We start from the raw sequence: 19,597 nt of genomic DNA, 5'->3' as shown, positions 1-19,597 counted from the left end.
AAGAATATAAACGTTAACTAAGAACAATAAGGTAAAAGGGAAGGTTCAGATGAATTTTTCAGAATTAGGCAGAATGATTGAAACTCTAGGAAAGGACCGTGGGATCGATAAGCGCGTTGTAGTGCGTGCTATTGAACAGGCCTTCTTAGTAACAGCTAGAAAGAAATTTGGAATTCAAGGTGAATACGAAACTCGTTATAACGACGCAGACGACGAAATTGAAATCTATCAATACAAAAACGTAGTTGAATCTGTAAAAGATCCAATTATCGAAATCACTCTAAAAGACGCTAAGAACTTAGACAGCGAAGTAGAAGTTGGTGACCAGTTAGGGATCAGAATTGAAAATCCTAACTTTACACGCGTTGACGTTCAGACAGCTCGTCAGATCATCTTCCAAAAAGTAAGAGATGCTGAAAGAGAAATCCTATTCTCTGATTTCAAACACAGAGAAGGTGAACTAGTTACTGGTATCGCTAGAAGATATGAAAGAGGAAACGTTATCGTTGACCTTGGAAAGTCTGATGCCATTTTATCAAGAAAAGAAATCATTCCTGGTGAAAACTTCAAAACTGGGGATAGAATCCAGGCTTACTTATCAGAAGTAGTCATGACTAACAGAGGGCCGGAAATCCGTCTTTCTCGTACGTCTCCAATGTACTTAGTAAAACTATTTGAAGTTGAAGTTCCAGAAATCCTGGATGGAAACATCGAAATTAAATCAGCGGCAAGAGAGCCAGGTCAACGTGCGAAAATCGCCGTGTACACAGCGGACAGAGAAATCGATCCGGTTGGAGCTTGTGTTGGTATGAAAGGGTCTCGTGTACAAAACGTTGTAAATGAACTTCAAGGTGAAAAAATCGATATCGTTCGTTGGAACTCGGATATTGAAACTTTTGCAAGAGCAGCACTTGCTCCTTCTGAAATTTCAAACATCCAGGTTGACCACGCTAACTACTCAATGGACGTTGTTGTTGAAGAAGACCAACTATCACTAGCTATCGGAAGACGTGGACAAAACGTTCGTCTGGCGGCGATGTTAACTGGGTACAAAATCAACATTATTTCTAAAACGAAACTTCAAGAGAAGATTAAAAAGGCCGTTGAAAGTCTTATGCAGATTGTTTCTGTTTCAGACGCCCGCGCTCAAATGATGGTTCAAAACGGAATCATGTCGATTGCTGATCTTTCAGCAATGGATGCAGAGACTCTAGCTGGAATCCTAAGTGGAAACGAAGCAGATGCTAAGCAAATCCTAAAAGATACACATGACGCTATCGAAAAAGGAACTATCAGCCTTGAGGACGATGAAGAGGAATTAATTTCAGCTTCAGCTGTTCCAGCTTATAAAGGTCTCCTTGATAAGCATAAGGAAGTATCGGCCGATGGAAAGGATAAGTTCTCTGAAGCAGAAAGACGCTTAAGAGAAGAACTAGCAGCTTTCAAACTGAAGTAAGTTAAGAATGTAAACGGAGTTAATAATGCCTAAAAAAGTTTTTGAACTGGCAAAAGAATTAGATATGGCGCCACTCGACCTCGTCGAAGCGCTAAAAGCGAAGGGGTTCGCAGTCAGAAACCATATGACTGAATTATCTGACGCTGATGTCGAAGGTTATCTTGCCGCTGTAAAAAAGGAAGAGGAAGTCAAAGAAGACACGACTGCTAAGAAAAAAGTCGTGCGCAAAAAGGCCCCTGCCGCAGCAGTGAAGACTACTGAAAAGAAGACTGTTGTAAGAACAGCAGCTGAGACTTCGGAAGGAGAGGAAGCTGAGAAGAAAACAACGAAAAAAGCTTCGACTGTAAAAAAGAAAGTGACTGTAATCCGTCGTAAAACTGATGACTCTGAAATGGATGAATCAGAAACAATGCAAATGGATGCACAGGACGAAGAAGAAAGTGCAAGAGAAGTGACTGCTCAAGAAGCGGTTGAAACTGAAGCTCCAGAAGTTGAAGTTGAAACACTTAGTGCAGAAGCTGAAGAGTCAACTGAGCAGGCAACTGGTGGTCTTCGCGTGGTTTCAAAACCAGTGAAGAAAGACACTCCAAATGAAGCGGGTGTAATCACGAGAAAAGCGGCCGACAGAGAAGCTCATAAAGAAGCGCAAAGAGAAGAGAAAAAAGCTCAAGCGACTTCAAGCATCGATCGCGTACACCGTTTTACTCCGGTGTACACGCCTTCTAAAGATCCTAACTTCAAAGAGAAGCAGGAGAAAGAAGAGGCGGCTAGACTTGCGGCAGCTAAGGCCCAGGCAGCAGCAGCGGCAGCTAAGAGCTTTACAGCTCCAGGTGCTGAAGGTGATGACGACGAAAGTAAAAAAGAAGAAGAAAACAAAAAACGCATGGGCGGTCTCGCTTCAATGATGAGTGGGAAAAAAGCAATTGCCAGCAAAGCGCAAGCGCTGACTATGTCTCGTGCGGAAGAAGAACTTAAATCATACACAGCTTTAAGTGGAACCGGTCGCCCGATTTACACTCAAATCTTGAGAAAGAGAGATTACGTGGGGCCAACTCAGCAAACAGAAATTACTGAAGTAAAAGATTCTAAACGTGTTGTTCAGATCCATAAAGGAGTTGTCCTGGGTGATCTTGCACACAAGTTGAGTGTGAAGTTCAAAGACCTTCTTGATGAATGTCTAAAACTAAACCTTCTGGTTAAAGAAACAGACTACGTAGGTCCAAAGCTGGCAGCGGACATCGCGGCACTTTATAACTACAGAGTTGAAGATAAAGCTTTCAACGAAGAAAAAATCATCGGGAAAGCTGCTATTTCAGAAGACCAAAAGAGCAAGTTCCCGGTTCGCCCACCAGTTGTAGCGATCATGGGACACGTCGACCACGGGAAGACAACTCTTCTTGATACGATCAGAAAAGACAAAGTAGCAGCAGGTGAAGCGGGTGGTATCACTCAGCATATCGGTGCTTACCAAGTTAAAGTTGATGGTGGAAAAACTGTGACTTTCCTGGATACTCCAGGTCACGCGGCCTTCGGGGCCATGAGACAGCGTGGAGCAAATGCAACGGACATCGTCGTTCTTGTAGTTGCTGCAGACGACGGGGTAATGCCTCAGACAAAAGAATCAATCAAGTACTGTGAGAACGCTGGTGTTCCAATCATTATCGCAGTTAACAAGATGGATAAGCCGGGTGTAAACCCAGATAGAATCAAGCAAGAGCTGACAGAGTTCAACCTTCTTCCAGAAGACTGGGGGGGGACAACTCAATACGTTCACGTATCAGCACTTAAGTCTCAAGGGATCGATGATCTTCTTGAGGCCATCCTTCTTCAAGCGGAGATCTTAGATCTTCGTGCAGATCCAAAAGGAGCTGTTGAAGGAGTGGTTATCGAGTCAAAGATTGAACAAGGAAGAGGGCCAATGGCAACCCTTCTGGTTCAAACGGGAACTCTGAATAAAGGTGATTACATCGTTGTAGGTGAAACTTATGGACGTGCAAGATCGCTTAACGATCATGCGGGTGTTCAGCTTCAATCAGCAGGACCTTCGACTCCGGTTCAGGTTCTGGGACTTGAAGAAGCTCCAGCTCCAGGGGATCGCTTAAACATCGTTAAAAACGAAAGAGAAGCTAAGAAGATTGCTGAAAACCGTGTAAACGAAAGAAAGCTTCTTCAGGCAACTCCAGAAAAGAAAAAAGTATCTCTGGAAGATTTCTTCTCGAATGCTTCTAAAGAAGGTGAAGAGCAAAAAGTTCTTAACCTTATTATCCGCTCTGACGTTCAAGGTTCATACGAGGCGATTAAGTCTGCTGTTGAGTCTCTTGGAAACGCAGAAGTTACAGTTAAAGTTATTGCTGGTGGTGTTGGGCCGATTACGGACTCTGACGTTCAGATGGCAAGTACAGCAGCTGGATTCTTGATCGGATTTAACATGAGACCAGTCACTTCAGCTCGTAAATTAGCTGAAGACAAAGGTGTCGACATTAAGAACTACTCGATCATTTATGAGCTAATCAATGACGTTAAGCTTGCTCTTGAAGGTCTTCTTGACCCTGAGTTCGTGGAAGAGTTCATTGGACGCGCAGAAGTTCGCGAAGTCTTCAACATTCCAAAAGCTGGTGTTATCGCCGGATCTTACGTTATCGACGGCAAGATTGCTCAAGGGTGTGGGATTCGTTTACTTCGTAACGGGAAAATCATGCACGACGGGAAACTTTCTTCTCTTAAACGTTTCAAAGACGATGTTAAGGAAGTTAAGAACGGTTACGAGTGTGGTATCTCTCTTGAAGGATACGCTGACATTAAACAAGGTGATATTTTCGAGGCCTATATGATGGTTCAGAAGAAAAGAACACTTGAAGACAGTGCTGGGATGTCTCAGTCTGGATCTAAAGCGACTCAACCTGTACTGTAATTTTTATGGCAAAAAAAACGAACAATTTTAAAAAAGAAAAATACGAAGAAAGGCTGTTGAATGAAATCAACGGCCTTCTTCGTAGCTCTATTAGTGATGCAAGATTGCAAAGAGTCTCTATTACAAAAGTTGAGCTCTCTCCTGATTATGGCTATGCTACTGTTTCATGGGACACTTATGATTCAGGGACGCGTGGAGATGCAAAAAAAGCACTTGATTCTGCGACTGGAAGAATTAGATCAGAGCTGGCAAAAGTCTTAGAAGTCAGACACGTACCAGCGATTTCTTTTATCTACGACAATCAGTTTGAAGAAGAAAAGAAGATTATGGATCTTCTAAAAAAAGAACAAGACGATTCAGACGAATAAATCCCAGTGAAAACAGATTATCAGAAAATCCCACTTGTCTTTAATGTCTACAAGCCGGTGGGACCTTCTTCTTTTTCTATCGTTCATCATTTCAAAAAAAATTTAGGATACGACTTCGGAAAAATCGGGCACTTCGGAACCCTTGATCCTTTTGCTGAAGGAGTGCTTTTAATCGGCGTTCAGGGGGCCCAGAGGCTCAACGATTACATCCATGAGTTGCTTCCTAAAACTTACCGAGCGGTCGGAATTTTCGGTGGAAAAACTGACACAGGTGACCTGACGGCGCTTGTGAATGTTGAAAAACATATTGCTGTTGAATTTCAAAAAATGGCCAAAGAAGAGCTTGAAGAAAAATTGGCGAAGCATTTTTTGGGGGAGTACTGGCAAGCTCCTCACAGTGTATCTGCTACCAAATTTGAAGGTAAGAGACTTTACGAGCACGCGCTGGCCGGGCGATTGATTCAAAAAGAAAAAGTAAAACGTGAAATATTAGATTTTAAAATTGCCCGTTATGAATACCCTGAGATGGAGTTTGAAATCACAGTGAGTTCAGGAACCTATGTTCGCAGCTTCTTTGAAGAAGTGGCCGAACTCCTAGGTGGATATGGGGCCTTGCAAATCCTTGAGCGCACAGCTATTGGAGAAAACACCTCTGCCAATGGAATCAGGCAAAAAGATTGGCCGATCAAAGGAGAAATGTTTGATCTGGAAAAATGGGGAAGGCCGCTAGATCAGGTTCTTCGTCTTAACAAAGTTCGTTTAACCAGCGAACAAACCTCTAAATATCTTCAAGGTCAGAGGCTCAAATTGGATTTGATAGAATTGGTTTATGATTCACAACAGGAATTAATTTCATCGCAAAACATACTGTGGGTGTATAATCAGGACTCACATCTTTTAGGTTTAGCGCGTCCTTTGAACGAAGAGCTGGCCGCGATTTTTAACTTGCAATTGGCCATTTCACTTTTTCTGTAATTCATTTGCTGACTTAGTATGAGCGTGTAAAACTAAGGGATGATTACGTATTTAAATACGTAGCATAAGGTAGTTGCTTTGAAAATTTTCACTTTATTGTCTGCATTATTCATACATCTTTTTTTCAGCATCACTCATGCTGAGATGGTGTATTACTACCACCCACCAGAGTCACCTCTTGATGTGCGCTACAATTATCATTGGAGTATTCTTAAAGCTTCATTAGATGCGACTACTAAAAAGTATGGAGCTTATTCGCTTAAGGCCGGCGTCTTTATGACTGAGGAAAGGCAGTTGCGCGAATTGAGTAAGCGCAACAGTAAGCTCAACATCATGATTCGTGAAACAAATAAAGAGTTTGAAAAAAGATTTCTTCCCATCAGGATACCAATTGACCGCAGCTTGATTAGTTACCGCGTGCTTTTAATCGATAAAAAAAATAAAGACCTCTTTAAAAATATTAATACCCTTGATGAACTTAAAAAGTTTACCTTCGGCCAGGGAGCTGGATGGGGAGATGTGGATATTTTGAAGCTAGCGGGCTTTAAGGTAAAGACAGAAGTCTATTACGACAAGATCTTTGAAGGCCTCTTAAAGGGAGATTACGTCGCTTTCCCTCGTTCGGTAACCGAGGTGGTCGACGAGATTGAAAAGCGCAAAGATAAGATGCCTGACTTGATGATTGAAGAAAACATTTTACTTTATTATCCGCTGCCGACTTATTTTTGGTTTGCTAAAAATGAACACGGCAGAAAACTGCGCGCCCGCGTGAAAGAAGGGATTGATATTATCCAGCAGAATGGAGCGTTTGAGCGCCTATTTGACCAGTATTATAAGACTCAAGTATCGGCGCTGAAGCTAAGAAAGAGAAAGCTTTTTAAAATTGATAATCCGCTGCTTCCAGATGCGACTCCTTTGAGTAATAAGAAGCTTTGGGTAGACATCAATAATTTTTGATTTGAGTTTTGCGACGAGTCGTAAGAGGAGGCGTGAAATCACTCACATTTTGCTAAACATCTCGCAATCTTATGTTAAAATAAGCCCATACAATAACTGATTATTTGACTGGAGTTTGAGTGAGCACAACATACATTGCCATGACTGTGGCGATTTTAATGGGGATCGGGCTATTAGTAGGAATTGGAGCGCTTAGTTTACTATCTGGTGCCCTGAACTTTCTTTTTGTAAGGCCGAAGATTGAAATCCTAAAATCAACTTTAGGTGACAATGGTTTTGCATTCGCTTTCAAATGGGATCAGGATGCTGAACCGGTAAAATTCGACCGCGTTCGCGTTCACTTATTCAACCCGTTTGGATCTCCAACAGAAGTAGATATCACTCGCGAATTTGACGGATCAGACTTTGATTTCGCTCGCGATGTAGACATGGGTGAGAACCTTAAAAAAATCCTTACAGCTTCAACACTTGATAAAGCAACGATTGAAGTTGAAGTAACGGCAACAAAAGACAATGTCACTCACAAACAAACTTTTAAAGCAGTAGACTTCGTAGCAAAGAGAAACGAATCTACACAAACTGTTGAAGATGTAGCGAGCAAGTTTGTTGTAACAAAAGAAAAACCAAGATTTGAAATTCCAGAGAGAACTTTCATTTCACCTCCACTTCCAAAGACAGCTAAGCAACTTAAGATGGCGACGAATCCAATGTTCGCTGGAGAGTTTGCTGGTGCAGCTGCTGGTGGTGGTGCGGCCGCTCCTGCTGTTGAGAACTTTTCGATTTCAAAAGTATGGATTGAGCCAGGGTGTATCGTTTGTGACGCTTGTGAAGCAATCTTCCCGGAAGTTTTCGAAGTCACAGATTCAACTTGTATCATCCGCCCAGGTGCTCCTTTGAACGATGGATTAAAAGTTCAGGAAGCTGCTGAAGCTTGTCCGGTTGAAGTTATCAAGTTTACGAAGGTAGGTTAATCTGCCGAAAAAATGCTCAAAGGAGCATTTTTACTGTGCAGTTTAGAGTGAAACGCAAAATAGATTTTAAAGAGTTCGGCAGATATGTTCGTAACTTTAAGGCCCTCCAGGTGAGGGCCTTTTTTTTGGTGAAATTATGAAAGGATTCATTTTTCTCTCTCTTTTTTTTTCGTCAGCTTTTGCCTGTGAAAATTATCAAGGGCAGTCTTTTTGCGTTGGCGATAGAGCGATTGCAGACAATGCAGATGGAAGTATTGTCGGTGTCAGTAAAAGTAAAATCTCCATTGATTTCACTGGGGGATCGACAACTAAAAAAGGAGTGGCCACTTTTGATATTTCAAAAGTCTATTTAGGTAAAGAGTGCTCGGGAGATTTTTGTGTCAATGATAAAGCTGTCGGGGGAAACCTTGAGGGTGTCATCGTCGGCGTTTCAAAAGATGGCGTGGCCATCAATCATAAAAAAGAATCCGATAAATACTCGGTGATTAAAACCTATCTACAGAAAGACTCTCTGGTGAGAAAGGGCTGTGTGGAAGCTTATTGCGCCAATGACTCTGCTGTTTACAAAAGCTTTGACGGCTTGATTGTTGGAGTGAATGCCAAGAGTTCTTTAGTGGCCATTAGCTTCGTCGGTGGAACAAGCAAGTACACTGGTGTCGGAACGTATGCTCTAAAGACTGTAGGAGTCGGCAAGGGCTGTTTCCAAGGGTATTGTTATGGCGATAGAGCAGTGAGTGGGGCAGTGGATGGAGTGATTGTGGGAGTGAACCCATATCGTGGGCAGGTGTCGGTTTTGGGAAAGATCAATGGAAGGCCGGTGATTGAGACAAATGACATTAAAAATGTGACGATGAGATCGCTTTCTGAAAACGTTCACGCCAATGATTCAAAACGAATGATTAACACCCTTTCGGATTTTAACCATTCGTTTCGATAAGTCGCAAATTAAGCTTTAAAAGTTTCGATGGTGTTAGTCGTAAAAAGCTTCTTGAAAGCTTCTTCATTTTCTTTCCACACACTCTCAAGAGTCACTGTCTCTGAAAGCACAGGGCATTCAAACGTTAGTACTGGAGACTTAAACTCTTGCGGTCCAAATTCTCCTAGTGAGCCTGGAGTTGGGTGAGTTAAGAAATCTGCTTCGATTGGGTATTTGTTATATTGGGCCAGGAAATCCGCCACTTCTTTACAAGCACCGTTATAGTTAATAACCGGGTACCATGAGTGGAAGCTGATGATGAACTTCGGTGGATATTTTTTAAAGAGTTCAACCAGGAATTTGTTTTCCGGCTCTGAAAGAGGCTCTTTTCCCGGGAAGTATTTAGCTTCGCGCGCCTCTGGAGACCACTGAGATGAAGGCAGGTTGCGGTTGAGGTCGACACCGTTAGCGTTTACACGCGTTCCAGCTTTATAACCATCAACGTTAACGACAGGAACAACAACAACTGGCATATTCAGTTCGTCGTTTTCTTTTAGCCATTTAAAAAGTTCTTTAGCGAGGTGAGCACCTTCGACTTCGTCGCCGTGAACGGCGCCTAAAATGTAGTTGTACTTTGGAGCATCAGAAGACGTCTTCCATGCTTCGATTTTTTCACCCTTAACACTCGTTCCATGTGGCAGCTCGATGAATTTCATTCGTTTTCCTTATTCCTTCAAAAGTGTATACACCGCTGATTGTCCCGGTGTTTCTTCGACTTCGATTTCCAGTTCATTGAATTCAAATTTATATTCTGCAAAGACCGCGCTCTTGATTTCCTGAGCTAGGTAGGCAGCAATTCTTTCTGCTGAAGTGTTTTCAATCGGCATTAAAAGAACATCTGTCTTTGGAATGCTGAAGACACTTTCATCAGGAGTGATAATATTATAGTTCTTTTCTTTATCTTCGATGATAATTTTTGGGTGATTTTTTGGGATCAGTAGTTTGTGGTCCAGAGAATCACAGATTTTTCTCACAATCGGCTTGATGTTTAGGAAATCAAAAACCATGTCATCATCAAGCTCCGGAGCGTTTCCTCTTACCTGGACGCGGTAATTGTGACCGTGAAGAGGCTCTCTTGTTCCATCCTTAAAAAGCATGAAATGCGAAGAAGCGAAGTTGAAATACTGTTTATAGACGCGAATGGAAAATGCTGTTTTCATCCCTAAGTGATAACATAATCGCTTTAAAAAGAGTATTATTTAAACTAGAATTTAAACCTATGAAAAAATCAGAAGTCCTTAAAACTCTTAAAAAATTGCGCCCGCTTTTTGACCAATTTCCAGAAGGTGTGGAGGCGATTGATAAACTCCTAAGCCTAAGTGAGGACCTGCCGGATACCAAAGAGGCTAAGGCCTTAAATTGGGATTCAAAATTTCCGCTGCCGGATGAGATGAGAGAGCTTAAAAGTGCTTATGGTATTTTTGCCGACGGGGCCTGTCGAGGAAACCCGGGGCCCGGGGCCTGGGGTGTGCTGATTCAGGACGCTCAAGGGGAAATTATTTTAAAATCTTCGGGAGTTGATGTTCCTACAACCAACAATAAGATGGAGCTTGAGGGAGTCATCAGAGGCCTTAAGGGACTGATTGAGAAATGGATTGAAGAAGGGGTTTCAGATCGACTGAGCCCGGTTTTTGTTTATAGCGATTCGAAATATGTCACAGAAGGAATTACGAGCTGGGTGACTGGCTGGAAAAACCGCGGATGGAAAAAGGCCGATGGAAAAGAGCCTGAAAATCTGGAACTCTGGCGCGAACTCGATCAGCTTAAATCGCGCTTTGACACTATCACTTTCCACTGGGTCAAAGGACACGCAGGCCACCCGCAAAATGAAATGTGCGACCAAATGTGCAACCACGCCTTAGATGAGGCGGGTTTTTAGTTTTATAAGGAGATAATAATGAAAGTTCTGACGGGGTTATTGCTTTTAACTCTACTGAGCGCTTGCTCTGGCCAGCCAACAAAAACCAATCCACGCGAGTACCAAATCGGTGCTTATCTGTGGCAACAAACAAGTGGCGAGTACCGTGCGCTTACTTACCAAGCTTACAACATTGCTAAAGAAAAAATTGAACGCGAGCTGGAAAATAAACACAACAGAAAGCGCGCAGTTGTTTTTGATATCGATGAGACAGTTTTAGATAACTCATTCGGTGGAGCAAACGAAATTAAAGAAGGTCTTTCATGGAAAGAAAGTCACTTCGCTGACTGGGTAAAACTTAAAAAAGCGGTAGCGATTCCAGGCGCTCTTGATTTTATCAAGTTCTTAGTTGATCGCCAGGTTGAAGTCTTCTACATCTCAAACAGAAGAGTTGAGATGTTCGACGACACAATGACTAACCTTGTGGCACAGGGTTTTCCAGTTAAAAAACAAAACTTAATGCTCATGGGGACTGAGCACACTAAAGAGCCTAGAAGACAAGAAGTGCTTAAGAAGTACGACATCGTGATGCTGGTTGGGGACAACCTGACGGACTTCCACCAGGCCTTCGAAAAAAAGAGCGTCGCAGAGCGAAATGCGCTTGTTGATCAAATGAGAAGCGAGTTTGGGCAAAGATTTATTATGCTTCCAAATCCTTTGTACGGAGATTGGGAGAGAGCACTGCCTGCGGACAAGACAAGAATTGAGCTTTTAAAAGATGAGCCTTAGCTTGATCTTTAAGCGAAGGGGCATTAACGTATTAGAGTAAACAAAATCGTTCACCATCATACAAAGGAATGACAATCATGAAAAAGGTGCTATTACTCGCTCTAGTTGGGGCAATGGCCTTTGGATGTTCTAAAGGAAAGGATCCAAAGACTGAAGAAGAAAAAACGTTCTACGCTATCGGGACAATGTTTGGATCACGTTTAACTCAGTTAAACATGACTGACGCAGAAATCGATTCACTTACAGCTGGTCTAAGAGACGCTGCTAAAGGTGAGAAACAAAAAGTTGATCCAATGGCATACCAGCAAAAAATCCAGGATATGTTCAAAGCTAGAATGGAAAAACAAGCTGGCGAAATTAAGAAAAAAGGAATTGAATTCCTAAATAACTTCGTAAGCAAAGAAGGAGCAACTAAAACTGCTTCTGGTCTAGCTTATAAAGTAATCAAAGAAGGAACAGGACCATCACCAAAAGAAACTGACGTTGTAAAAGTTCACTACCATGGAACTTTAATCGACGGAACGGTATTTGATTCTTCTGTTGAAAGAAAACAAGAAGTGTCTTTCCCGCTTAACAGAGTTATCCGTGGATGGACTGAAGGTCTTCAAACTATGAAAGTTGGTGGGAAATCAAAATTCGTTATCCCATCTGAGCTTGCTTACGGCGACGCTGGTGCTCCACCAAAAATCGCTGGTGGTGCAACTCTGATTTTCGAAGTTGAACTTCTTGGAATTGAAAAAGGACAAGAAGCTGCGGCACCAGCTGCTCCAGCAATGAAGAAAAAATAATTTTTAGATTCATCTAAAAAAATAAAAAGAAGCCTCCCTGATATTCTCAGTGGAGGCTTTTTTGTTTTTGGAGGAGTAACTTATGCACAAATTAACTTTTTATGTTCCAGTAGATTCAGCTGAGAAAGTAAAGTCCGCCTTATTTGCTGCCGGTGTAGGAAAGATTGGCAACTATGACTCATGCTCTTTTGAAACCAGAGGTGTCGGCCAATTCAGGGCCCTCAAGGGCGCAAATCCAACTATTGGAAACGTGGGCGTTATAGAAAAAGTTGAAGAGCTTAGGGTTGAAATGGTAATGGATGATACTATAGTTAAAGAAGCAGTGATGGCCTTAAAAAAAGCTCATCCCTATGAGACTGTGGCCTATGATGTGATAAAATGTGTAGAGGTCTAAAATGAAAAAATGGATTTTACTCTGTGCCCTTATGAGCGCCAATGCTTTTGCTCAAACATCTGCTGATGATCAGTTTCAGCGCCAGATTGATGAGATTATGAAAGCGCGCGAAGAAATGCTTAAGTCGCTGATGGATGACTCTAATATGGGTGAGTTCGAAAACCGTATGCGCGAAATGATGAAACGTTTTGCCGGCCCTGATTTTGATATGTCTGATTTTGAATCACCTGTAATCGGCCAGTACGACTGGGTGGTGACGGACACACAAAAAATTTTAAAACTCAAAGTCCAGCAGGCCAAAGATCATCCACTCGATATTAAAATTGAGCAAGGGATGATCAAGATTAAAGGGGACGTTGTTGCCACTCAGGGGACAGGGAAAAATAAGTCGACTAGAAAGACCAGCTTTGAGCGCAGTTTCTCTTTACCTGACGATGTCGATCAAACAAACCCAGAGTTTGAAAATAAAGATGGAGAAGTGCTGATTAAGTTCAAGCGCTTAGCTATCGGAAAGAGCTCTTCTAAGAGTTCGTCGCCAACGAGTAAGGTCAAAGTAAAGGGTGAAGAAGCTCCAAAAAATGACCGCGTCCCTGTGACTCCAGCAAATGATGACCTGAAAATCTAGTCTTTCTAGACGTGTAAGAGGTGTCCATCTATTCCTACTTGAATGGTTTTCCATTTAGCGGATAATAGATGGATGACCAGGATTTTAATTGCAGGGCTTATGATTTTTCTCTCGGCAAATGTCTTTGCCGAAGATGTCTATTATCTCAATAATCTCAAAAGCTGTGAGCTCAAAGTTTTAAACAATGGCAAACTCGAAGTTGTCGATAGCTCGCCGTTTTCCGATACCGTTTTACAAATCAGAAGACTTCCAAAGAACCCTGCGATGGTAGCGTTTAAACAGTTTGATCGCATTTATGTGACTAAAGAAAGTTGCGTGGTCTCAGTGGATGCCAGGCGAGTAAAAAATCGTCTTAACGGGCATGAGTTTAAAAAAGAAGCTCGCCAATACACTGAGCAGGAAAAATTCAATTCTTATAAGTATTACCTCGAACTCGAAACTGGCATTGTGAAAATGATGGACGATGCTCCTGTGGGTGAAGATTACAACAGCATTTTCCCGACTTCATCTTCAGGCAACCCGGTGAGCTGGGGAAGTGCCAAAGAAAGTACTTATAAAGCAGGAATGCTTCTGTCTTTAGGGTTTGGATACAAACTTAAACAAGAGCGTTTCCTGGCCTTTAAAGTGCGCCTATTGAGCGGACAGAAATCGGATACACTCTCACTGACAGATGTGAACACCGGCATTTCACAAAATGGGTCGTGGACATATGAAGACTCATTTAAAAATTTCTACGCTGGCTACAAGTTCTTATTTGATTACGGGACATGGAAGCCAATGGTCGCTGCCTATTTAGGTGTATCGATGATGACATCGACGATGACTGATGAGATTTCAACTTATGAATTAAAAAGTTCATTATCTCCAGCGGCCTTATTGGAAGCAGGGTTAGAGTACCACCTGAATTCGCACTGGGCGATTGCCGGGATTTTGGGTTTTGAGTACATGGGAAAAAAGAGCATGACGTTTTCTGATTCAAGTGGATCAGATTTTAAGACGGGAATGGGTTACAACAACAACTACCTGAGCTTTGGCGTGAAATATTATTTTAAATAGAGTGTTTATGAAAAATAATTTTCTACTATTGACCTCACTTCTTATACTCTCGGCCTGTAAGCCGGAGACCACCAAGCTTGGTGGTTTTACTTTTAATACGCCTGGTGGATCGCCGATTAAAGCGACAACCGGTACCTCGATGATTCTGGTGAATCCGGCGAGCTCTCCAGGATTTGTTTCAACTCCTACAGTACAGGTTTCTGGCGTTGTTTCAGGCGAGACAGTGCAAATTTATCGCGATTCATCTTGCAGCGCTATTGTCGGCTCAAGAGTGGCTTCGGCCGCAACAGTCTCTGTGACTTTATCTACATTGAGCGTGGGAACTTATTCTCTTTATACAAGAAGCACGAACCAATTTGAAAGCAGCACTTGTTCAGGGCCCCTTCTGACTTATCAATACCTGGGAGTCGCTCCCAAGACGGCAACGGGGATGACTCTTCTTTCACCGGCCTCATCTCCAAGCACGGACTCAACCCCGACGATTCAGTTGACTGGACTTTTATCAGGCGAGACGGCCAATATTTATATTGATTCAGCATGTACACTTTCTTATGGAAGTGCAGTGGCCGTGGGAACAAGTGCAACGATTACAACGAATCCACTGGCCCCTGGCACGCACATGTTTTACAGCAACAGTACGAACTCGTTGGGAACGGGGTCGTGTTCGAGTGCTCTTTTAATGTATGAGTACACAGGTGTAATGCCTAACACAGCTTCGATGCTTTCACTCTATGCCCCGACGATCACGCCCAATTATTCAGCAACACCTGTCATTTTAGCTAATGGTGTGGCCAACGGTGACACTGTTTATCTTTATACTGATTCGGGATGTTCGAGCGTTGTAGGAAGTGCCTATGCCACATCAACATCAGTACAAATTACTGTCTCAGCACTTGCAGTGGGGACTTACGGCTTTTATACGAACTCTGCCAACATCATTGGAACGAGTGCTTGTTCGAGTGCACTGGTTTATTACTCTTATGTGGGGCCAGCTCCCTCTGTCGAAATCAGTTGGAGTGCCAATCATGAAAAGGCAGTTAACCAAGCAGGTGGAGGATACCGCGTTTATTACAGCCGCACTTCAAGCTTTGATGTGAGCACGGCGACTTATGTCGATGTTCCTTATGCTGGAGGGCCTCTTTCACCGACGTCGACAGTGATGACGAATTTATTAAAAGGATCGACATTCTTTAAAGTTGTCGCCTATTCAAGTTTAAATGCACCAGGATCAAGCAGCGGCTCACAGAGCTTGCCTTCGGTCGAGTTCTCAGTGAACTTGCCGTAGGAAGGATGGATAAGATGAAATTTAAAATACTGATGTGCCTGTCATTGAGTTTGTTAAATGTGGATGCTTTTGCCAAAGCGGCCAAACTTAATTATGTCCCAGGGGAAATCCTGGTGAAGTATAAATCTTCAGTCTCTGCAAACAATCAGAAAATTTCTATTGAAAGAGAAGGGCACAAAAGACTGGCCCGCTACAATCGTGGTCTGGTCCGAGTCAAACTAGTCAGTCAGACAGATATGAAGCAGGCGATTTTAGATTTTAAAAATGACCCGGATGTTGAATACGCTCAGCCTAATTATATCTATAAAGCTTTAGCTGTTCCCAATGACCCTCGTTACGGCCAACTTTGGGGATTAAAAAATACGGCACAAACAATTACGACGGCCGGTGGAAAAGATACTCCTTCAAGCACTAACAACCCTGGTGTTGCCGGAAGAGATATGCAGGCGGAGTACGCCTGGAACACAATCACCGATTGTTCTTCTGTCACTGTGGCAGTTCTGGATACGGGAATCAATTACAACAACTCAGACCTTTCATCTAATATGTGGAATGGTGGTGGATCGTATCCTAACCACGGCTATGACTATGTTGATAACGATAACGATCCAATGGATTTAAGTGGTCACGGTACACACGTGGCCGGAACGATTGGGGCGCGCGGAAACAACGGTGTGGGATCAACCGGAGTGTGCTGGCGATCAAGCTTGATGGCCGTGAGAGTTTTAGGAACTACTGGAAGTGGTACATCGGCCGGCATTGTGGCCGGAATTTATTTTGCGGTTGATAATGGGGCCAAAGTCATCAATATGAGTTTGGGTGGAGACAGCTATGATGCTGCTTACAGTGCAGCGATTGATTACGCTCAAAACCATGGAGTGTTAATTGTAGCGGCAGCAGGAAATGATGGAACTAACAACGAATCACTTCCGATGTACCCATGCAACTTCACTCAGGCCAACGTTATTTGCGTGGCCGCCTTAACTCAGAATTATTCACTGGCCTCTTTTTCAAACTATGGAACAACAAGTGTTGATGTCGGTGCTCCCGGTGTGAATATTGTCAGCACATGGCCGGGAACAAATGCTTCAGTGTCAGATTCATTGACCAGCGGATGGAATTTTACCAGCACTGCGGGAAGTCCATGGGCCTATAAATCACTTAACTTTGGTTCGCCGACGGCCTGTCTGGTGAATCCGTCAAATTATAATTACTCGAGCGCGAGATATGTTAACAACAATGATGCCAGAGCATGGAAAGCTTTCTCTATCAGCTCATCTGTTGCAGCAGCGACAGTTAATTTCTATGCCATGTATGATTTGGAAAATAACGCTGACTACGTGACGATTAATAAAAAAGCAGGCTCTGGAGATCCGATGTCAGGGGGAACTGTGCTTGATTCTTTTACGGGATCAACAGATGGTTATGCGCTTCCTCAAGAATACGACTTGAGCTCACACATCGGCTCGACAGTGAGTGTGGGGTTTAATCTTTTAACTGATAGTTCTGGAACTGATTTAGGTGCCAATATCAGTGTCTTTTCAATTGATACACTGACGTTAAATACGACCAGCTACAATGTTATCAGCGGAACTTCGATGGCCGCACCTCATGTGGCCGGAGTGGCAGCAATGATTTTTGCTTACAATCCAGATTACACTTACGAGGAAGTCGCGAAGTCAATTAAGATGGGTGGGACAGCTCAATCCTCTTTGACCGGAAAGACAGTAACCGGCCGATCGGTGAGTGCAGTGGGTGCACTAAATTACATCCAGGCCCCTCTTGGTGGAGCGGCCAATATCCTTCCATAAAAAATGAAAAAAATAGTTTTTAGTTTTATTCTCCTTCTGTTGCTTGGTTTTAAAAAACCACTCGAAGGAGAGTATATTGTCACGATCAAAAACACGAAAAACAAAGAGGCCTTGGCCTTAAAGCTTGAAAAATTTCCTCCACAAAAGATGCAAGCGTTGGGCCCTGGTGTTTACCTGATTAAGTACGAAAAAGACCCGGGTCTTAAAAAACTTAGTGAGACTCTGGGCAAAGACATCAGCGTTCAACCCAATCTTCCTTACAAGGCCCAGAAGTAACTCCACAGAATGTGGGCATTTTGTCCGACTAAAGTTATCCACTCGGATACCGATAAGCTTCGAGAGAATTAATAAACGCTCGAGGTTTTTATTAAAAAGTTAACTTATTTAGGATTAGTCGCCGTCATGGCCGTTTTCTACCAAAGGGCCTTTGCTTTGGAAGAGACGTACTTTAAAGGTAATAAGCTCGATGTTCCTTACCGTGAACAGGCCATTATCATTGGTAAAGAAGGCTTTTATCCCAACCGTATTGTCGTTTACAAGGGCGAGAAAGTTCGCTTTTTCATTACGGCCGTAGGGGTGGATTCGGCTTGTTTTAGTATCCCGGATAAAAATGCGTTTTCGACTCCAAGTAAAGATAAGATTGCTGAAACAGAGGTCTTTTTTGATAAAGTTGGGGTTTTTCAATTTAATTGCCCGAATCTGACTTTCAATGGGAGAGTCATGGTTTTAGAGAAAGCTTCCGATATGGCAGAGACACAAAGACGAGGACTTGCCTCTGATGTGGTGAAGGTCTGGCGACCAAAAGACACACCTAGTGAATGGGTGCAGATTAAGCGCGAAGACCTGAAAGAAGATATAATGGATTTAGACCGCGACCGTCTTGAGTATCGTGAAACTCCCAAAGATCAGCCTCGTGAGATGATTGATTTTGGCAGCAGAGATTTAGCGACGGTGGAAGATTAGGACGAGAGTAAAGTATGTCAGTATTTAAGGACGCCATTGACCAGTTTCTCTATCCCATCAAGGATCTCCTTGAGGATGCTGGCGTTTCCGAAGTTATGATCAACGGGCCGAAAGAAATTTTCATCGAGAAAAAAGGTCTGGTCTATAAAGTTGAAAACCAATTCCACAATGAAGAAGCGCTTATCTCAGCGATGAGAGCAATCGCTCAGTCGGTGGGACGTCGTATTGATAAGGACAATCCTCGCCTTGATGCCCGTCTTCCAGATGGGTCTCGTATTCACGTTGTTTTGCCTCCGATGGCCAAAAACGGAACGACGGTAGCGATCAGAAAGTTTTCAAAAGAAAAATTAACACTGAATGATTTAATTACTTTTGGTTCTCTTTCAAAAGAGGCCGCTAGATTTTTAGATATCTGTATTTACCTGGGGAAAAACATTATTGTTTCCGGTGGTACGGGTTCTGGAAAGACGACGATGCTGAACGTTTTAGGTTCACGCATTCCTAAAACACAACGCCTGATTATTATCGAAGATGCGGCCGAGCTTCAGGTAAAAGCTGAGCACGTTGTAAACTTCGAAACAAGAAAAGCAGATGCTGAACGTGGAGTGACGGAAGTCTCTATCCGCGACCTGGTTATTTCGGCCATGAGACTTCGTCCCGACAGAATTATCGTTGGAGAGGTTCGTGGAGAAGAAGCACTCGATCTTATCCAGGTAATGAACACTGGTCACGACGGTTCAATGGGAACAGTTCACGCTAACAATCCGGTTGATGCCTGTACGCGACTAGAAACACTCTGTCTGATGGGCGACACTAAGATTCCACCTGATGCCGTAAGGAAGATGGTTGGCTCTGCAATGCAGATTATCGTTCAGTGTTCGCGCTTTCACGACGGGGGAAGAAGAACGTCTCACATTTCAGAAATTACCGGTATCGATAAAAATGGAAACTATATCTCGCGCGATATTTTCAGATGGGTGCAAACAGGAAAAGACCCGGACACTGGAAAATATATTGGAGAGATGGTTCCGTGCAATTATGTGCCGACATTCTTTGAAGATATTGTGGTTAACAAACTTCCATTTCCAAAAAGCAATTTCCTTGCACCTGAATGGTACAACCAGAAACTAAAAGGTGATAAGGGAGAAGCGGCCTAAGAACTAAAACTCGATATCAATTCCTTCAGGCCCGATCTCACAGGTGACTTCGGTTGATTCTTCGTTTTTAGCTTCATGAACGATATTTTTTAAGTCTTCCACGGTGATTTCCGGGTCCAGGTCAAAATCCAATGAAATGGCATTAACCAGGTTGTGAAGGACTTCATAATCGCGCAGTGACTTGAATTGGTCGATTTTGATCGTCAGGGTGTAAGTGTGGTCTTTAGCATCTTGGACAACGTCGATTTTCACAAGCT

At 42.9% G+C, this 19,597-nt stretch carries 20 protein-coding genes and 1 pseudogene; 18 read left to right on the top strand and 3 right to left on the bottom strand.

All coding sequences use genetic code 11. From position 1 onward, the window contains the following. The first annotated feature begins 49 nt into the window (after positions 1-49). The 7 genes and pseudogenes from nusA (at position 50) to C0V70_RS10435 (ending at position 8,575) form a co-directional block, all read left to right on the top strand. Positions 50-1,456: a transcription termination factor NusA gene (nusA, locus tag C0V70_RS10465; protein WP_102243810.1), complete on the top strand. Its 1,407-nt coding sequence runs from the start codon at positions 50-52 to the stop codon at positions 1,454-1,456. A 43-nt stretch (positions 1,457-1,499) separates the two neighbouring features. Beyond that, a pseudogene (gene infB / locus C0V70_RS10460) lies at positions 1,500-4,367 on the top strand (translation initiation factor IF-2); the annotation flags it as partial. A gap of 5 nt (positions 4,368-4,372) precedes the next feature. Next, positions 4,373-4,735 carry a 30S ribosome-binding factor RbfA gene (rbfA, locus tag C0V70_RS10455; protein ID WP_102243808.1) on the top strand — a complete coding sequence of 121 codons (363 nt, stop codon included), beginning with the start codon at positions 4,373-4,375 and terminating at the stop codon, positions 4,733-4,735. A 6-nt stretch (positions 4,736-4,741) separates the two neighbouring features. Further along, positions 4,742-5,710 carry a pseudouridine synthase family protein gene (locus C0V70_RS10450; protein ID WP_158649647.1) on the top strand — a complete coding sequence of 323 codons (969 nt, stop codon included), beginning with the start codon at positions 4,742-4,744 and terminating at the stop codon, positions 5,708-5,710. Positions 5,711-5,806: 96 nt separating this feature from the next. After that, complete coding sequence (locus C0V70_RS10445) at positions 5,807-6,667, top strand: transporter substrate-binding domain-containing protein (protein WP_208107822.1); 861 nt, start codon at positions 5,807-5,809, stop codon at positions 6,665-6,667. A 119-nt stretch (positions 6,668-6,786) separates the two neighbouring features. Beyond that, positions 6,787-7,638, top strand: coding sequence for a ferredoxin (locus C0V70_RS19160; RefSeq protein ID WP_208107823.1), 852 nt, complete (start codon positions 6,787-6,789; stop codon positions 7,636-7,638). Positions 7,639-7,774: 136 nt separating this feature from the next. Further along, positions 7,775-8,575: a hypothetical protein gene (locus C0V70_RS10435; RefSeq protein ID WP_102243806.1), complete on the top strand. Its 801-nt coding sequence runs from the start codon at positions 7,775-7,777 to the stop codon at positions 8,573-8,575. An 8-nt stretch (positions 8,576-8,583) separates the two neighbouring features. Here C0V70_RS10435 and C0V70_RS10430 read toward each other — a convergent pair whose 3' ends face one another. Next, entirely contained in the window at positions 8,584-9,270 is a 687-nt protein-coding gene (locus C0V70_RS10430; RefSeq protein ID WP_102243805.1) for a M14 family zinc carboxypeptidase, read from the bottom strand. Between the two features lie 9 nt (positions 9,271-9,279). Then, positions 9,280-9,774 (bottom strand): 6-pyruvoyl trahydropterin synthase family protein, encoded by a 495-nt coding sequence (locus tag C0V70_RS10425; protein ID WP_102243804.1) that lies wholly within the window; start codon positions 9,772-9,774, stop codon positions 9,280-9,282. Between the two features lie 230 nt (positions 9,775-10,004). On the opposite strand from C0V70_RS10425, the gene C0V70_RS10420 reads away from it, so the two are divergent. The 11 genes from C0V70_RS10420 (at position 10,005) to C0V70_RS10370 (ending at position 19,340) form a co-directional block, all read left to right on the top strand. Beyond that, positions 10,005-10,493, top strand: coding sequence for a ribonuclease H family protein (locus C0V70_RS10420; RefSeq protein WP_102245485.1), 489 nt, complete (start codon positions 10,005-10,007; stop codon positions 10,491-10,493). A gap of 18 nt (positions 10,494-10,511) precedes the next feature. After that, positions 10,512-11,261, top strand: coding sequence for a 5'-nucleotidase, lipoprotein e(P4) family (locus C0V70_RS10415; protein WP_102243803.1), 750 nt, complete (start codon positions 10,512-10,514; stop codon positions 11,259-11,261). Positions 11,262-11,338: 77 nt separating this feature from the next. Further along, complete coding sequence (gene bamJ, locus C0V70_RS10410; RefSeq protein ID WP_102243802.1) at positions 11,339-12,049, top strand: FKBP-type peptidyl-prolyl cis-trans isomerase; 711 nt, start codon at positions 11,339-11,341, stop codon at positions 12,047-12,049. A gap of 82 nt (positions 12,050-12,131) precedes the next feature. Then, positions 12,132-12,443, top strand: a complete 312-nt coding sequence (locus tag C0V70_RS10405) for a YqfO family protein (protein WP_102243801.1) — start codon at positions 12,132-12,134, stop codon at positions 12,441-12,443. Position 12,444: 1 nt separating this feature from the next. Further along, complete coding sequence (locus C0V70_RS10400; RefSeq protein WP_102243800.1) at positions 12,445-13,068, top strand: Hsp20 family protein; 624 nt, start codon at positions 12,445-12,447, stop codon at positions 13,066-13,068. Between the two features lie 72 nt (positions 13,069-13,140). Beyond that, a complete protein-coding gene (locus C0V70_RS10395) occupies positions 13,141-14,124 on the top strand; it encodes a hypothetical protein (RefSeq protein ID WP_133566786.1) in 984 nt (327 codons plus the stop codon). A 7-nt stretch (positions 14,125-14,131) separates the two neighbouring features. Next, positions 14,132-15,409 carry a hypothetical protein gene (locus tag C0V70_RS10390; RefSeq protein WP_102243798.1) on the top strand — a complete coding sequence of 426 codons (1,278 nt, stop codon included), beginning with the start codon at positions 14,132-14,134 and terminating at the stop codon, positions 15,407-15,409. Between the two features lie 14 nt (positions 15,410-15,423). Then, entirely contained in the window at positions 15,424-17,220 is a 1,797-nt protein-coding gene (locus tag C0V70_RS10385) for a S8 family peptidase (protein ID WP_158649646.1), read from the top strand. Positions 17,221-17,223: 3 nt separating this feature from the next. Next, positions 17,224-17,496 carry a hypothetical protein gene (locus tag C0V70_RS10380; protein ID WP_102243796.1) on the top strand — a complete coding sequence of 91 codons (273 nt, stop codon included), beginning with the start codon at positions 17,224-17,226 and terminating at the stop codon, positions 17,494-17,496. Positions 17,497-17,622: 126 nt separating this feature from the next. Continuing rightward, positions 17,623-18,183 carry a hypothetical protein gene (locus C0V70_RS10375; RefSeq protein ID WP_102243795.1) on the top strand — a complete coding sequence of 187 codons (561 nt, stop codon included), beginning with the start codon at positions 17,623-17,625 and terminating at the stop codon, positions 18,181-18,183. A 14-nt stretch (positions 18,184-18,197) separates the two neighbouring features. Beyond that, on the top strand, positions 18,198-19,340 hold the full coding sequence (locus tag C0V70_RS10370; protein WP_102243794.1) for a TadA family conjugal transfer-associated ATPase: 1,143 nt from the start codon (positions 18,198-18,200) through the stop codon (positions 19,338-19,340). A gap of 3 nt (positions 19,341-19,343) precedes the next feature. Here the strand turns inward: C0V70_RS10370 and C0V70_RS10365 are convergent, their stop codons facing one another. Then, positions 19,344-19,592 (bottom strand): hypothetical protein, encoded by a 249-nt coding sequence (locus C0V70_RS10365; protein ID WP_102243793.1) that lies wholly within the window; start codon positions 19,590-19,592, stop codon positions 19,344-19,346. Positions 19,593-19,597 lie beyond the last annotated feature (5 nt).

The organism is Bacteriovorax stolpii (assembly GCF_002872415.1).
In the GTDB taxonomy this organism is placed as follows: domain Bacteria; phylum Bdellovibrionota; class Bacteriovoracia; order Bacteriovoracales; family Bacteriovoracaceae; genus Bacteriovorax; species Bacteriovorax stolpii.
Note: the sequence above shows the minus strand (reverse complement) of the source record. Positions and strands in the feature narration are given on the sequence as shown.